Below are 15,162 nucleotides of genomic sequence, written 5' to 3' on the forward strand. Positions count from 1 at the left end.
CGCCTGTGAGTCTGCAACTTTTTGGCACCCTACTTCAAAGGTGGCGGGAACCTGGAGCCAACCCCGTGGCACGCCTGCGGACACTTTTGCGGGAACAAACATCTTGGCCCGGCCAATCGCATGCGTCCTCCGTACCGGGCGGACGTGGGACGGGAGTTGGAATCGGCAGACTGGCCAGCCGGTGACCCGGATGAACGAGGATACGGCACGGAAACTGACTTTAGAAAAATCCGTCAAAATCGAAGAGTTAACGGCGCGGCAGAAGGACGGCGTTTTTCCGCTTGGATCGCGGGTTGGAATGTGGTACCATTCCAGGTTGACAGGATGCGATGGAACGACTGCGATTCGCGGCGGGGAGTGGAAGCTGTGCTGCGCCTTTTTGTACCAGATGTGTACGTGCCGTCGATTTACGCCGTGAATGCCGAGGCCCTGGTCCGCAAAGGCTTGCTCGGAGTGGTCACGGATTTAGACAATACCCTGGTGGCCTGGAACGAGCCCCAAGCACCGGACAAGTTGGTCCATTGGCTGGACGATTTGCGGGATCGGGGGTTGAAGGTCTGTATCGTATCCAACAACAAGGAGGTCCGGGTGCGGCCTTTTGCGGAACAGTTGAATATCCCGGCCCTTTACGAAGCCGGGAAACCGCGCATGCGGGCGTTTATGAAGGCTTTGGAGATCACGGGCACCCACCCCCGGCAAACGGCGATGATCGGGGACCAGTTATTTACGGACATTGCAGGAGGAAACCGGATGGGGATGTACACGATTCTCGTGGTGCCGATTTCCGATAAGGAATGGGTGGGGACCCGGGTGATGCGGCTCGTCGAACGCCGGGTGTTGCGCTTTATTGCCCCGTCCCTGCATCGGATCTCTGAGGGGGAGCATCAAGGATGAAGGTCTGCAGTGGTTGCGGGGAGGAACTTCAAAGCGAAGACCCGGGAAAAGCCGGCTACGTCCCGGCGCATCGTATGGATGAACCCGGGGTGTTGTGCCGCCGCTGCTATCGCATCATCCATTATCAGGAAATCGCCCCTGCTGCGGTGCCTCCCGAGCGCCTGCGGGGAGTCTTGGCCCGGGCAAAACAGGAGCGGGCCCTGGTGGTTCAGGTGGTGGATATTCTTGATTGGACGGGCACGCGAATCCCGGACCTGAACGACGTGGCCAGGGATCGACAATGGCTGGTGGTCCACAAAATCGACCTTTTGCCCCGGGAAACGAATTACGATCGGGTTCGGCGGTGGTTTGAACGGCAGCTCGGGCGTGAGGGCTTCCGGGTGGAGCGCGTGTATTTGGCCAGTGCTCACAAGGGAATCGGGATTTCCGGGTTGCTCGCCGATCTGAACCGGGTCGACGGAGCGGTGTATTTTATGGGCGCCGCCAACACGGGAAAATCGAGCTTGCTCAACGCGTTGATGGGAGCCGCCGAAATCTCGTCGGATCGCCCCCTCACCACGTCCCGGGTGCCGGGCACGACTTTGAATGCGGTGACCATCGACCGCGGGGAAGGGCGAAAATGGGTGGACACCCCCGGCATTACGGCGGGCTACCGAGTGGTGGATCGGTTGTGTCCGACGTGCCTGCGGGCGGTGGTGCCTGTTCAGCCGATTCGGCCCCGGGTCTATTCGTTGGAGACCGGGCAAAGTATTTGGCTGGGGGGATTGGCCCGGTTGGACGTATTGGAGGGGGATCGACAACCTTTTGTTTGCTTTCTTTCCAATCGGGTTCCCATCCATCGGACGAATGTACTCCGGGCCCAGCCTTTCTTTGAAAAGCACGCCGGCAAGGACCTGGTCCCTCCCTGTGAGCGCTGTCTTGCGGAAGTTACACCCGTGGCGCGCACCGAGTGGAAACTCGAACCCGGAGAGAAAGTCGACCTGGCGGTGGCCGGCCTGGGATGGGTCTCGGCCCGGGGGCGGGGCGCCCGGGTGGCCCTCTTTGTGCCCGAGGGGGTTGAAACGGAGTTGCGCCCGGCCTTGGTTTGAGTCTAGGGGTGAAAACTTCCGCATATGGCTTGAGTAAGATCGCCGGTGAGGAGGTTGCCCCTTTGGAGACGTTACGGAGACGCAGGGTGGTTCGGGTCCTGTCGTTGCCCTCGGTTTCTTCCCAGCCGATCATCTTCGATGTTGACGGTTGGCTCGATTGGTTGCGCCGGGAGGTCCAGCGGGCCCGGGAGAGTGAGCCGGAGTTGCAGGATTATCATCTCCACGATCTCCACATCGCCTTTGAGGGCACGAATGTCAAACTGAGAATGGATTTTCGAAAATAGCCGTTGTCCCGATGCTCATGGTATGATGGGAGAAAGAGAGCGGCCGTACGGGAAAGTGGGGGCGGGGAATGGTACAGGTGGAAGGCCGCGTGGCCTTGATCGGTCATCCGGTGGGGCATTCTCTATCGCCCGTGATGCACAACCGGGCCTTCGAGCGGCTCGGGTTGGCGTGGCGGTATAATGCCTTCGACGTTCAACCCAAAGATCTCCCCGACGCGATGCGAGGTCTTCGAGCGCTGGGGTTCCGGGGATGGAACATCACAGTCCCCCATAAAGAGGCGGCATGCCGCCTAGTGGACGAGCTGTCCGATGAGGCTGCGGAGATTGGAGCCGTGAACACCGTGCTTGTTCAGGAGGGGCGGTTGACTGGTTATAATACGGATGGTTGGGGTTATGTGGAAGCCCTGCATGCGGAGACCGGTTTGACGGTGGAAGGGAAGGTCTGTGTCGTGGTTGGCGCCGGGGGCGCTGCCCGAGGCATTGCCCACGCTTTGGTGCGGGAGGGGGCCCTGGTACGAGTGGTGGCCCGGCGCCCGGCGCAAGCCGAGAGGCTCGCCGACGAGTTCAGCCGCCTGGGGCCCGGCCGAATGCAGGCCGGGGGCTGGGACAAACTGCAGGTGTGGCTTCGGGAAGCGGACCTCTGTGTCAACACGACACCCGTCGGGATGAGCCCGGGCACGGGCGCAATGCCCTTCGATCCGGGGTGGACCCGGGAGGACTGTGTGGTCAGCGATATCGTCTACAACCCAAGGGAGACCCTGTTGCTGAAGCGCGCCCGAGAGTTGGGACGGTCCACCTGTGACGGGGTGGGCATGTTTGTCTTTCAGGGTGCCGCGGCCTTCCGGATTTGGACGGGACTGGCGGCGCCAGTGGCGGACATGCGGGCGGTGGTGGAAGAAGGTTTGGACGATGGGGCGGTCAAAGGGGGCTCCGATATATGAAACGGATCGGGCTCTTCGGAGGCACCTTTGATCCCGTTCATATTGGACATATCGTCGCGGCGGAATACGTGTTGGATGCCTGTGGTTTAGAACGCGTACTCTTTGTTCCAACCCGAATTCCGCCACACAAAGAGGCGCCGGATACGCCGGCCGAAGATCGGTTTCACATGGTTGAAGTTGCCGTGGCTGACCGTCCGGGCCTCGGGGTGAGCCGGGTGGAACTCGACCGGGAAGGCCCATCGTATACCGTGGATACCCTTCGTTATCTGAGGACTCGGCACCCGGATGTGCGATTCGCATGGATTATCGGCGCGGATCAACTCCTGGGATTCCCGATGTGGAAATCCCCCGAAGAGATTGTTTCTTTAGCCGACTTGATTGCGGTGGTCCGGCCGGGGTATAACGAGCATAAGGGGATGGACGTTGTTCGCAAGCAATTTCCCAGAGCTGCTCTCGAGGTGGTGGAGATGCCCCGGCTGGAGGTTTCATCTTCAGAACTGCGTGCTCGTCTGGAGGCAGGGAGAACGGTCAGTGTATTGGTGCCCCAAGCTGTTCAGGAATTGATCCGGGCAAAAGGGTTGTATAAAAGGGCGGGGCGGGTGCGATGACGGAAGAGCAGATCAAAGAGAAGGTCAAAGGGGCCCTGAGCCCGGCGCGATTCGCTCACGTGGAGGGCGTGGTGGCGGAAGCCGAACGACTGGCCAAGCGCTACGGGGCAGACGAGGATAAAGCGCGCCTGGCGGCTTGGATCCACGATTGGGCACGGGAATGGCCCGCCGATCGTCTGGAAGAGGAAGCCCGGCGACTGGGTGTCGATCGGGAGCTCTTTGGACCCGTGGCCGTCTTGCACGGACCCATCGCCGCCGCTAAGCTCGGGCAGGAATTCGGGGTGGAAGATGACGAAGTTGCAGATGCCGTCCGTTATCACACCACCGGGCGCCCGGGGATGGGGCTTTTGGAAAGGGTGGTGTGTTTGGCTGACGCTGTGGAGCCCGGGCGGGCCTATCCCGGAGTGGATCGGCTTCGCCAATTGGCCAGTCAGGATTTGGACAGGGCTCTGGCGGAGATGTTCGATGCCAGCCTGCGGGATCTTCTTGATCGCGGGAGACCGGTGGCTGTACTGACGGTGTTGGCGAGAAACGAATGCTGGTCCCGGGTCCGCGGTGGGCGGAGCCGCTAGTGGGGCAATACCAGCAATCCAACAGGGGAGGCGTGGGAATGAGTGCACAGATGGCCAGTTTAGCGCGCCTGGCGGCGGATGCCGCAGCGGACAAAAAAGCCGGGAATGTGGTGATCCTCGATATTGGAGAACTCTCCATCATCGCTGATTACTTCGTCATTTGCAGCGGTCAGTCCAGAACCCAGGTGCAGGCCATCGCAGATCATGTGCGCGAAAAAATGGAGGAACACGGGGCGGTGCTCCAAGGTCTCGAAGGACGTGATGAAGCCAGGTGGGTTCTGCTCGACTTTGGGGATGTGGTGGTGCATGTGTTCCGAGAGGAGGAACGGGAGTTTTATCAGCTGGAACGCCTCTGGGGCGATGCCCCAATGTTGTCCCAGTCCTCGTGACATCTCCCGACAACAAATTGACACCTTTTGTCGATCCATGTATAATATAGCATACAATTGGCAGTCGATCGCAGGGAATTTCAGTGTAGATTTCGCCCCAAACAGGCAACCAGCGGCGGGTGAGGGTTGATTCTTTTGGATACCTTCCGGTGTCCGTGGAACGCGACTCCAAGGGTGTGTGCGCGGTGACGGCCTCACCGCGGTCGGCAAGGGCCTCTCGTCCCTGGCACGAGCCGGGGCGAGAGGCTTTTGTGATGAGTGGCGTCAAGGAGGGGTACGTCGTGACCGAACAACAGTATGTGCCGGCAGAGATCGAACCCAAGTGGCAGAATCTGTGGGAGGAGACCGGGCTGTATCGCACCCGGGAGGATGCAAACCGCCCGCATTACTATTGCCTGGAGATGTTTCCTTACCCCTCGGGCAAGTTGCACATGGGCCATGTTCGGGTGTACTCCATCGGCGATGTGGTGGCCCGGGTAAAACGGATGCAAGGGTACAATGTTCTTCATCCCATGGGGTGGGATGCTTTTGGCATGCCCGCGGAGAATGCGGCAATCCAGCACGGTGTCCATCCCCGGCTGTGGACCTACGAGAATATCGACCACATGCGGCAGCAGCAGAAACGCCTCGGGGTCAGCTACGACTGGGAGAGGGAAGTGACGACCTGCGCGCCGGATTACTACAAGTTCACCCAGTGGATGTTCTTGCTTTTCTATCACCGCGGGCTCGCCTATAAGAAAAAAGCGGCGGTGAACTGGTGTCCACAATGTGTCACTGTGCTGGCCAACGAACAGGTGGAGAATGGGCGATGCTGGCGTTGTGGCACAGAGGTCACAAAGCGAGAGCTGGAGCAGTGGTTTCTGAGGATTACCGATTATGCGGATCGGTTACTGGAGGATTTGGATCAGCTCGACCGCTGGCCGGAACGGGTTAAAGTGATGCAGCGCAACTGGATCGGACGCAGCACCGGCGCGGAAGTTGAGTTCGCGCTGGAAGGACGGCCGGAGACGATCCGCGTGTTCACCACCAGGCCGGACACGCTGCTCGGGGTGACGTACATGGTCCTCGCTCCCGAGCACCCTTTGGTGCCTGCGCTCATCGAACACTCGAGTGAGAGGAATCGGGTGGAGGCCTTCGTGGAGGAGATGCGCAAGGCTTCGGAGGTGGAACGCACCGCTGCGGATGGGGAAAAGCGCGGGGTTTTCACCGGCACTTATGCGATTCATCCCCTCACCGGGGACAGAGTGCCGATCTGGGTGGCGAATTATGTACTTCTCGATTACGGGACCGGCGCTGTGATGGGTGTGCCTGCCCACGACGAACGGGATTTTGCCTTTGCCAAAAAATACAACCTTCCGATCCGAGTCGTGATTCGACCGCAAGATCAAGAACTTCCCACGCCCCCTACCGAAGCCTATGTTGAAGACGGAGTTCTCGTAAACTCCGGTCGGTGGGACGGGATGCACAATCGCGAGGCGATCCAGGCCATCACCGCCCACCTGGAGGAGATGGGAAAAGGGCGTTTTGCCACCTCTTACCGCATCCGCGACTGGCTCATCTCCCGGCAACGCTACTGGGGAGCGCCGATTCCCATCGTGTACTGTGATCATTGCGGCATTGTGCCGGTGCCTGAAGATCAGTTGCCCGTCCGGTTGCCGGAAGATGTTTCTTTCGAGCCGGGGACGGTATCGCCTTTGGCTACCAATGAGGATTTCGTCCAAACCACTTGCCCGAAGTGCGGAGGACCCGGCCGGAGAGAAACGGACACCATGGACACCTTTATGTGTTCATCATGGTACTATTTTCGCTACACCAGCCCAAAGGAAACCGCTCGCCCCTTCGATCCCGAAGCGGTTCGCAAATGGTTGCCGGTGGACGATTATATCGGCGGCATTGAGCACGCGGTGTTGCACCTCCTTTACTCGCGATTTTTCACCAAAGTCCTTCAAGACGCCGGGTGGGTCGATTTTTCCGAGCCATTCCGCCATCTTTTAACTCAGGGGATGGTGATCAAGGAAGGGGCGAAGATGTCCAAATCCAAGGGCAATGTGGTGTCTCCGGATGACATCATCAACCGGTATGGCGCCGACACGGCCCGGTTGTTTATCCTGTTCGCCGCCCCGCCCGACCGGGACCTGGAGTGGAGTGACCAAGGCGTGGAAGGTAGCCACCGGTTTCTCCATCGGGTCTGGCGACTCGTAAACCAGAATCGAGAGGTGTTTCATGCTCCGGCCGGAGACCAGATGGCGCCCGCTGCCAGGGAATTGCGCCGCAAGACCCACGCCACGATCAAAAAGGTGACCGAAGACTTCGCGGAACGGTACACGTTTAACACCGGGATCAGCGCCATCATGGAGTTGGTAAACGCCATCTACGCCTACCCGGCGGAGGCGGATCCCTTCACCAAGGCGGCGGCCATCCGGACCGTGTTGCTCCTGCTCGCCCCAGCCGCACCCCATATCTGCGAAGAGTTGTGGAGCCAGATTGGAGGAACGGGAAGTGTGCACCAACAGCCGTGGCCGACCTATGATCCTGCGGAACTGGTGACCGATGAAGTGGAGTATGCGGTGCAGGTCAACGGTAAGGTCAGAGATCATATCGTCGTCTCAGCTTCGGCGGGGGAGGAAGAAGTCCGCCAGACAGCTTTGGGTGCGGAAAAAATCCAGGAATGGACAGGTGGAAAACGAGTGGTCAAGGTGATCGTTGTCCCCAAGAAATTGGTCAATATTGTGGTGAAAGGGTAAACCGCAGTTCATCGAAACGCTACACGGGAGATCGGGGTGCCGATGGCGCTCCATTACCGCTTCCTGCGGCCGGACAAACGAGGTCCGGCCGTTTCACGTGATTCATGTCATTCATCCATCACTTTTAGATTTTCTGTGGAGCGATCTTCGGCCGTTCCGGCCTGTAACCGGCGAAAGCGTTCGAATGCTCGTTGATATTCCGGATACTCCTGAAAGAACAGGACGAGGCTCTGCAAGGAACGCATGGTGCTGGGGCTAATGTGGTGTTCAATGCCTTCCACATCTTTACGAATCGTGCTCTCCCCCACCCCGAGCAGGCGCAGGAAGTCCTCTAACATCCGGTGGCGCTGTTTCATATTCCGACCGAGCTGTTCCCCTTCCGGGGTCAGGACCAGACCGCGATATTTCTCATACGTCACAAAATTCTTTTCGTCCAATTTCTGAATCATCTTTGTGACGGACGAAGGCTGCACGGCGAGGATTGTCGCAATATCCGATACGCGGGCATAGCCTTTTTCCTTCATCAGTTCATAGATGGTTTCTAAATAGTCTTCCATGCTGGGTGTTAGCATGCGACAGGCCCCGCTTTCCAAAGGGTTCTGTTCCATTTTACTATTGCACTCCCCGATGTTGCAAACCAACCTTCCGTCTTAAGTGAAACTCAAGGATTTCAACACGAGGTACCGGACATCCCCTGTCGAATTGGATCTGTCGGAGGTGATAACCGGTGGAGGGGATCCGTATGGCTTGGGCACGAAGTGTGGGAAGGGCGGTTCGAAAGGGCTGGTGGGCCTTACTGCTTGTTCTGGTGGCGGGGGCGTGGTTTCTGTGGAGTGAAGGAGTTCAGCCCGGTTCCGATGCTCTTCCGGCAGTGGTCGAAACGGAGCTCCTGGCCGGGCGGGGGCCGGGTGCCCCGAGCTCCCGAACGATCGCCGTGGACGTGAAGGGGGCCGTTCAAACGCCGGGGGTGTACCAATTGCCGCCTGGCTCTCGGGTAAAGGAGGCCCTGGATGCGGCGGGGGGAGCTCTAGAAGCGGCGGAGCTCGCCGGGATCAACCTCGCCGCCAAACTGGAGGATGGCGCCATGGTGGTGGTGCCCGTCAAACCCACGGCGGTCACCGAGGCAGGCCATCCGTCTTTGCCGGAGGCAAACCTTCACGGCGAACAGGCAGGCGGAACGAATGCGCAGGCCGCATTGACCTCGGCGGAATCAGCACCTGCAACCTCAGGATCAGGCGGGATCGTCCACATCAACTCTGGTAGTGTGGATGATATCGATCGCCTGCCCGGCATTGGGAAGAGCAAAGCCGAAGCGATTGTGCAGTATCGTTTAGAGCACGGGCCGTTTTCTTCTGTCGATCGCCTGGAGGACGTGCCGGGCATTGGGCCCAAACTGGTGGAGCGGATCCGGTCACAGGTTGATTTGCAGTGATTCCGCTTTCTACATCCCAGCTATTTCCCCTGTTTGGCATCTGGACCGCCGCGTGGGCAGCCTTCGGGCAGTCGGCCCCTGTGGGGTGGGGCGGGGCAGCCTTGTCGGCCGCAGTCCTGCTGTGGGGATGGATGATGGATACCCGTCGCCGACGGAGCTGGGTCCAACCTGAGGGTATATGGCCATGGATGCGTTTTTACTTGTATCGCTGGGAAAGTGTGGCTCTCGGGCTGGCGATGGCCGCGTGTTTTGCCGGGGGACGGGTGTCCGCCCCCGCGGTTCCACCGTTGGATGGGTGGATAGGTGAACCTGTTGAAGTGGCAGCGCGGGTCGTTGCAGTTTTGCCCCGGATACCCGGTGCCGATCCATCCGTGGAGGCGGAATTGGTACGACTCTTTCATAGCAGGGGTTCCGCCGAATCGTGCAGAGGGGTGCGGGTGCGAATGGAGATGCCTGTGCCCGTGGTTGAAGGGGACTGGATCGAGGCCCGGATCCGTCTCAGTCCCCCTCCGGCGCCCAGGGCTCCATTTCCTCATGGCGTAGCAGACCCGTGGGAAAGGGCGGAACTGTTGTACCGGGCAGAACTGGAGTCTCCTCCTAGCGTACGGTCGACTTGGCGCAGTGTGCCGGGGAAGGCTCGAAGGGCATTCGAAAAGGTGTGGTCGGGGAGGGTGAAGTCTTCATCGGAACCACTCCTAAAAGCGATGGTGTTAGGAGATACCAGCGATTTGGACCCCGCGCTCAGTGAGGCCTTTGCTTTGACCGGCGTGGCCCACGTGGTGGCGGTCTCCGGCGCGCATCTGCACGTGGTGCTGTGGCCTCTCAGGCGATGGTTGGAAGGGCGCACATCCCCCAGGACACGGTTTTTTTGGCTTGCCAGCACAGCGTTTTGCTACGCAGCCCTCACCGGGGGTAGCCCTTCGGCGATGCGGGCGGCGGCGATGGTGACTTATGTGGGGATGGGGGAGGCCTTGGGGCGGCGTCAGGGTCCGCTACACGCGTGGGGAGTGACTCTAGCGGCGGAATCCCTTTTGCACCCCAAGTGGGTCTTTGATCTCGGATTTCAGCTTTCGTACGCGGCCACGTGGGGCATCTTCGTTTTGGCGCCTGCTTTGCGAAGCGCGATGGGAAAAGGACCGGGCTGGATCCTGGAACTCGTCGCTGTGGCCGGCGCCGCAGAGATCGCCATTTGTCCGATTTCGTTTTCCAGCTTCTATGTATGGAATGGATGGACGCTTTTGGCGAATCTGTGGGTTCCTCCTGCGGGTGCTCTGTTGTTGGGAACCGGTCTCGTGTCTTTGCTCACAGCGCCCAGTCCTGTACTCAGCGACGGAGCGATGTTGATCGCCGACCTTTTGGCCCAAAGTATTATCGGAGGTGTCACGGCGATGGACGGCGACCGGCGCTGGCTTCTCCGGCTGGGTGAACTCCCGCTATGGATCTGGGCCCTGTATGGGGGCGGGGTGTTGTGGGCATTGAGCCGCTGGGGAAAGGGCCAGCGCACGGGCCGATTTTGTACGATCGTTTTTTGTGCTGTGGTGGTCCTCTCCGCCCGGGCGGTACCAGAGCAGATGGTGATCTTTGCCCTGGACGGCGGTTCGGCAATCTTTTTGGAATCACAAGGGGTTCGGGAATTGATCTGCAAGGATGACAGAGGGGATCTCGAGATGGTGATTGTCCCGTATCTCCGTCGGTTGGGCGTGTACAAGTTGGACCGGGTGTGGCTGGCTACTTTTGAAGAGTCCGGGGGAACTCGGAGTTCCGGGTCGGGGTTAGAGGTTCTAAAACGCCGACTGGCTCCGGAGCGAGTATTACCATGGGATAGGAATCACTTTATGCGTGTAGAGATCGGCGACCACCCGATATGGGTGGGCGGTTGGCCCCCACAGATTCTCCTTCCAGGTCGACTTGTCGTGGATGTTCACCCAGGGGAGCCCTTGCCCGGGTTTACAGGGCTAGAGCGTCGGTGGTCGACAAAGGCCTATTCAGGTCTTCTCATTCAGAGCGAGGGTCGGGGGAACGTGGCCATACGTGGAATCCGAGGGACCATTTCAACGCCTTCCCGCGGGCTCGGCCTGTCGTTTCCCCTCGGTCTGTCGCTCTCCGTCCGGCCGCGCCTTAACCTGAACGGCTTGCAGGCTGGCCTGTAGGGCCTCCATGAGGTCGACCACATTTTTTTCGGGAGGCCGCACCTGAACCACTTGGTTTTCGGACACGCGGGAAGCGATATATTCCCGAAGAGCTTTCCCGTACTCGTTATGGAACGCCTCGGGATGAAAGGGGCTCGCTAGCCGATTGATCAGCTCCTTGGCCATTTCGAGTTCAGCCGCTTTAACTTCAATGCCGGCTAAGTTTGGAAGTTCCGCCGTAGATCGCAATTCATCGGGGAAGTGAAGCATCGACAGGGCGAGCACATGGTTATAACAGCGAAGGATGGCCAAGTGTTCTTTGCTGCGCAGGGCGATTTTGGCCAAGGCGGCGAGATCGGTCTCTTGCATCGCTCGGTGCAGCAACTGGTAGGGCTTTTCTCCGAATTCCTGGGGTGATAGATAATACGTTCTTTCGAAATAGATGGGGTCCACTTCGCCGACTCGCACAAACTGCGTGATTTCAACGGTGTGCAGGCTCGGAAGGGGCAGGTGTGCAAGGTCGTCGTCGGTGAGGATCACAAACTCACCCGGCCTCCACTCGTACCCGCGGACGATCTCGTCCGCTGTGACCGTCTCATTACAGTGCGCACACCATTTTTTATACTGAATGGGTGTTTTACACCGGTTGTGCAATTGTCGGAAATGGATGTCCCGATCTTCGACAGCCGCATACAACTTGATGGGAATATTGACCAAACCAAAAGAGATACTGCCTTTCCACAGAGCCCGCACCTGGGATCCCTCCAGTTCCGGCGACTGAACCACTTTTATTGTGCCGCCGATGGATCGATTTCCAACCACGTACTTTGCTCCAAATGTTGGGGGTCGTTGTGGTTCGTTGAAGCGAGGAAGGATGTAAAAGCATCGACAGAATCCTGGGAAAGCACGCTTAACGATGCTTTCCGCAAGGTGTCAGAACCCAGGGAGGCCCCCAGTAACGGATGGTTGTTCCGAGTGATCAGTATAGTGGCGTTGGCAACAGGGACTCCGCTGCGGTAGATCGCCGTGATCACTTTTTGTGCTGTACTTTTTGCCGCTTGGATCGGATTCGGATCGTCCACATCTACGAAAGCCGTGGTGTAAACGATGACCCGACCTTGATTGTCTTTCTCCATGTACACTTCATCCAGGTTTCCGATGGTTTTCAGTTGAGCGAGAATCGGATCGGCCTCGGCGTTAGAAACGTCTTGAAGGGGGGCTTGAACCGGTACTGTGACCCGGGGGGCCGCCGATGCGTAGGCGATGACGAGGAGGATCAGGACGACTACGGGAATGGCGAGCCTGCGGGTTAACCGCTTCGGACGGGTTTTCAATGGCGGCACGCTCCTTTCCGGATTCTGATAAACTCTATGGCTTGGCCACCCTTCCTATGATTACTACGGCATAAAAGGCGCTGAGCCGACCATACTAGGCTCGAAATCAAGGGGGTGGCGCGGGCATGGAGAAGCAAATTTTGATTCTAGGTGCGGGTTACGGCGGTGTAAAAACGGCATGTGGGCTGCAGCGCCAGGACATACCTTTTGCACTCGTGAACGATCAACCGTACCATCAATTTACTACTTTAATGCACGAAGTCGCGGGCGGCCGGGATCACCCCGACGATTACCGGATAGCGCTACAGGATCTGATCGACCCCCGGGTCGGCAAGATTCGCATCGGCACCGTTTCCGCCATTGATTTGAAAGGTCGGAGGGTACAAGTGGATGGGGCATCGTTAGAATATGATGTGCTGGTGGTAGCCCTGGGCAGTGAAACCGAATTTTTTGGGATTCCTGGACTGCAAAAGTACAGTGTCCAGTTGTGGGGGTTCGATTCGGCCCTGGATATTCGACGGCGGATGGTGGAGTTGGTGAAAAAAGCGACTGCGGAGCATCCCGTGAACGTGATCGTCGGCGGTGGCGGGTTAACCGGAGTGGAACTCACGGGGGAATTGGCAGATTGGATTCCCCATCTTTCTCGTCAGTACGGCGTGCACCCGGAACATGTTCACCTGATCTTGATTGAAGCCATGGAGACAATTGTCCCCATGCTCGATGTTGAACTGCAACGCCGGGCGAGGCAGGTCTTGGAGCAAAAAGGCGTTCAAGTGAGAACGGGCACAAAAGTGGCAGAAGTGAAGGAAGGACAAGTGCTCTTCGACGATCACCCCCCCTTGAGTTATTCCTTGTTTATTTGGACCGGCGGGGTTCGGGGCAACCGCTTGCTCGGGGAAAGTGGTTTCCCGGTGGACCGAAAGGGGCGGGTCCCCGTGGATCCCGTATTTCATCCGAAGGGTATGTCCGATGTGTTCGTGATCGGGGACTGCGCGGCTTTCCCAGGTCCGGATGGGCGTCCTCTTCCACCGACAGCACAATTGGCGAGCCAGATGGGCGATCATTTGGCTCAAAACATTGGGCTTCTCCTCAAGGGGCGGCCGCTGAACGCCTTTCACCCGCATCTGAGAGGGACACTTGCTTCTTTGGGCCGCGGCCAAGGCATTGGAGAGGTGGGGAATTGGAAGTTGGCGGGCGGAGCGGCGAGATTTTTAAAAGAAGCTAATAAAGCGCGGTATTTGTGGAGCATTGGGGGATGGAAAACGTTCTCTCGCAAACGCGGACAGATCCGCTGGGCGTGATCTGTGCCTTTCCCCTGTGTTATGCTGGGCTTGAGGTGGGGCGTATGTATTGGGATTCGTGGATTCGAGAGATCCGCGGTGGAATTCTGGCACCGGTTTACGTCTTGGGGGGGCCCGAGACCTACGTCGCCCGCATGGTCGTCGAGGAATTGGAAAACGCCTGCGGGTTGTCGGCTCCGGAATTGAATCTGGGGCGGTACGATCTGTCCGAAACGCCGATTCAGCAGGTCGTCCTTGAGGCGCGCACCACCCCGTTTTTTAGCGATCGCCGTCTCGTGATCGCGACCGGAGGCGAGGCCCTTTCCGGTCGGTCGAAAGTGCCTCACGATCTGACAAGTTGGGAAGAGTATGTGGCTGACCCCTCCCCGACGGCGGTCGTCGTGCTTCTCTTCGGCGATCACAAAATGGATGAGCGGAAAAAATGGGTCCGCAGAGTGAAGGAAACGGGACGCTGGTGGATGTGTCCTTCCCCAAAGGAATCAGAACTGACCGCCTGGGTGAACAAAGAAGTCCAGCGCCGGGGTTTTCACATGGGAGCGGACGCCGTCAACCGATTGATCCTCCTGTCCGGCGGCCATTTGGAATTGATCGCTGGAGAATTGGATAAATTATCCTTGTATGCGCCGGGAAAAGCGATTTCTCGAGAAGATGTCGACCTATTGGTCGTCCCTTTCCCCGAACAGGATATTTTCCGATGGGTGGACGATGTGGTCCGTCTAGACATGGACCGGGCTTTAACCGGATTGGACCGACTCCTCAAGCAGAAGGAAAATCCCTTTAAGCTCTTGATGCTCATGGCCAGGCAGTTTCGACTGATGTATCACGCCCTGAATGAATACAAATCCGGACATGTCAACACCGACCTCTCCGCACAGCTCGGCGTTCGACCTTATGCTTTAAAAATAGCTCTGGAGCAGGGGCGCCGTTATACACTCCGGCAACTGAGCGACGTGCTGCAATGGCTGGCCGACGCCGATGCGGACATCAAAACTGGGCGCCGTACCGATCGCGCCGCATTGAATGATTTCGTTGTCACACTGCCAATTCGATTAAAAGGAGGAGAGTGGAATGCCCCGAAGACGCCGAATCCTCGTGCCGGAAGCCCGTCCCGCCCTGGATCGGTTAAAGCGTGATTTGATGGAAGAAGAAGGGCTTGCATCAGACAAAGGAAGCGACCAACCTCTTGAAGAGGAGGTGGCGGGCCAGTTAGGCATTCCCTTGGGGAAAGGCGATGACGGGGAGTTGACCACTCGTCAGGCCGGCAAGGTCGGGGGAGCCATGGGGGGACCCCTCGTCCGCAAACTCATCGAAATCGCCCAACAGCAGCTGGTTGAGACAGGCCAACACATGCCGGGAACAAAGCGGGAGGGATTGCCCCCTCGGGATGCCGGGCCGGGGCGATGAGGTCCAATTTCTCCTAAATAAAAAAGCCTCCGAGTCGAGGCT

Annotated in this window: 16 protein-coding genes; 13 read left to right on the forward strand and 3 right to left on the reverse strand. The window is 58.6% G+C overall.

Annotated features, from left to right (window positions below):
- Nucleotides 1–366 precede the first annotated feature (366 nt).
- The 8 genes from K6T64_RS06925 (at nt 367) to leuS (ending at nt 7,520) form a co-directional block, all read left to right on the forward strand.
- Nucleotides 367–894 (forward strand): YqeG family HAD IIIA-type phosphatase, encoded by a 528-nt coding sequence (locus K6T64_RS06925; protein ID WP_232059687.1) that lies wholly within the window; start codon nt 367–369, stop codon nt 892–894.
- Nucleotides 891–1,982 carry a ribosome biogenesis GTPase YqeH gene (gene yqeH / locus K6T64_RS06930; RefSeq protein ID WP_288009232.1) on the forward strand — a complete coding sequence of 364 codons (1,092 nt, stop codon included), beginning with the start codon at nt 891–893 and terminating at the stop codon, nt 1,980–1,982. Before K6T64_RS06925 ends, yqeH begins: the two co-directional genes overlap by 4 nt.
- A gap of 62 nt (nt 1,983–2,044) precedes the next feature.
- Nucleotides 2,045–2,266, forward strand: coding sequence for a hypothetical protein (locus K6T64_RS06935; protein ID WP_100668018.1), 222 nt, complete (start codon nt 2,045–2,047; stop codon nt 2,264–2,266).
- Between the two features lie 68 nt (nt 2,267–2,334).
- Nucleotides 2,335–3,207, forward strand: a complete 873-nt coding sequence (locus K6T64_RS06940; protein WP_100668017.1) for a shikimate dehydrogenase — start codon at nt 2,335–2,337, stop codon at nt 3,205–3,207.
- Nucleotides 3,204–3,815 (forward strand): nicotinate-nucleotide adenylyltransferase, encoded by a 612-nt coding sequence (gene nadD / locus K6T64_RS06945; protein ID WP_100668016.1) that lies wholly within the window; start codon nt 3,204–3,206, stop codon nt 3,813–3,815. The genes K6T64_RS06940 and nadD overlap by 4 nt, the downstream gene beginning before the upstream one ends.
- Nucleotides 3,812–4,387 (forward strand): bis(5'-nucleosyl)-tetraphosphatase (symmetrical) YqeK, encoded by a 576-nt coding sequence (yqeK, locus tag K6T64_RS06950; RefSeq protein WP_100668015.1) that lies wholly within the window; start codon nt 3,812–3,814, stop codon nt 4,385–4,387. Before nadD ends, yqeK begins: the two co-directional genes overlap by 4 nt.
- A gap of 38 nt (nt 4,388–4,425) precedes the next feature.
- On the forward strand, nt 4,426–4,776 hold the full coding sequence (rsfS, locus tag K6T64_RS06955) for a ribosome silencing factor (protein WP_013075226.1): 351 nt from the start codon (nt 4,426–4,428) through the stop codon (nt 4,774–4,776).
- A gap of 254 nt (nt 4,777–5,030) precedes the next feature.
- Nucleotides 5,031–7,520, forward strand: a complete 2,490-nt coding sequence (gene leuS, locus K6T64_RS06960; RefSeq protein ID WP_170085833.1) for a leucine--tRNA ligase — start codon at nt 5,031–5,033, stop codon at nt 7,518–7,520.
- A gap of 107 nt (nt 7,521–7,627) precedes the next feature.
- Here leuS and mntR read toward each other — a convergent pair whose 3' ends face one another.
- On the reverse strand, nt 7,628–8,092 hold the full coding sequence (gene mntR / locus K6T64_RS06965) for a transcriptional regulator MntR (RefSeq protein ID WP_013075228.1): 465 nt from the start codon (nt 8,090–8,092) through the stop codon (nt 7,628–7,630).
- A gap of 170 nt (nt 8,093–8,262) precedes the next feature.
- On the opposite strand from mntR, the gene K6T64_RS06970 reads away from it, so the two are divergent.
- Both K6T64_RS06970 and K6T64_RS06975 read left to right on the forward strand, forming a co-directional pair.
- Nucleotides 8,263–8,952, forward strand: a complete 690-nt coding sequence (locus K6T64_RS06970; protein WP_170099508.1) for a ComEA family DNA-binding protein — start codon at nt 8,263–8,265, stop codon at nt 8,950–8,952.
- Between the two features lie 188 nt (nt 8,953–9,140).
- Entirely contained in the window at nt 9,141–11,102 is a 1,962-nt protein-coding gene (locus K6T64_RS06975; protein WP_288009235.1) for a ComEC/Rec2 family competence protein, read from the forward strand.
- Here the strand turns inward: K6T64_RS06975 and ku are convergent.
- Together ku and K6T64_RS06985 are read right to left on the reverse strand one after the other, a co-directional pair.
- Nucleotides 11,004–11,903, reverse strand: coding sequence for a non-homologous end joining protein Ku (ku, locus tag K6T64_RS06980; RefSeq protein ID WP_288009236.1), 900 nt, complete (start codon nt 11,901–11,903; stop codon nt 11,004–11,006). The two genes, K6T64_RS06975 and ku, sit on opposite strands and share 99 nt — an antisense overlap.
- Nucleotides 11,870–12,415 carry a hypothetical protein gene (locus K6T64_RS06985; RefSeq protein WP_100668011.1) on the reverse strand — a complete coding sequence of 182 codons (546 nt, stop codon included), beginning with the start codon at nt 12,413–12,415 and terminating at the stop codon, nt 11,870–11,872. Before K6T64_RS06985 ends, ku begins: the two co-directional genes overlap by 34 nt.
- Nucleotides 12,416–12,540: 125 nt before the next feature.
- Between K6T64_RS06985 and K6T64_RS06990 the strand changes: the two genes are divergently transcribed.
- From K6T64_RS06990 to K6T64_RS07000, 3 genes are read left to right on the forward strand one after another with little or no spacing between them, the layout of a single operon-like run.
- Nucleotides 12,541–13,716, forward strand: coding sequence for an NAD(P)/FAD-dependent oxidoreductase (locus K6T64_RS06990; protein WP_288009237.1), 1,176 nt, complete (start codon nt 12,541–12,543; stop codon nt 13,714–13,716).
- Complete coding sequence (holA, locus tag K6T64_RS06995; RefSeq protein WP_288009238.1) at nt 13,671–14,849, forward strand: DNA polymerase III subunit delta; 1,179 nt, start codon at nt 13,671–13,673, stop codon at nt 14,847–14,849. The genes K6T64_RS06990 and holA overlap by 46 nt, the downstream gene beginning before the upstream one ends.
- Complete coding sequence (locus tag K6T64_RS07000; RefSeq protein ID WP_288009239.1) at nt 14,785–15,120, forward strand: alpha/beta-type small acid-soluble spore protein; 336 nt, start codon at nt 14,785–14,787, stop codon at nt 15,118–15,120. The genes holA and K6T64_RS07000 overlap by 65 nt, the downstream gene beginning before the upstream one ends.
- Nucleotides 15,121–15,162 lie beyond the last annotated feature (42 nt).

Origin of the sequence: Kyrpidia sp. (assembly GCF_023512215.1) — a bacterium.
Taxonomy (GTDB): Bacteria; Bacillota; Bacilli; order Kyrpidiales; family Kyrpidiaceae; genus Kyrpidia; species Kyrpidia spormannii.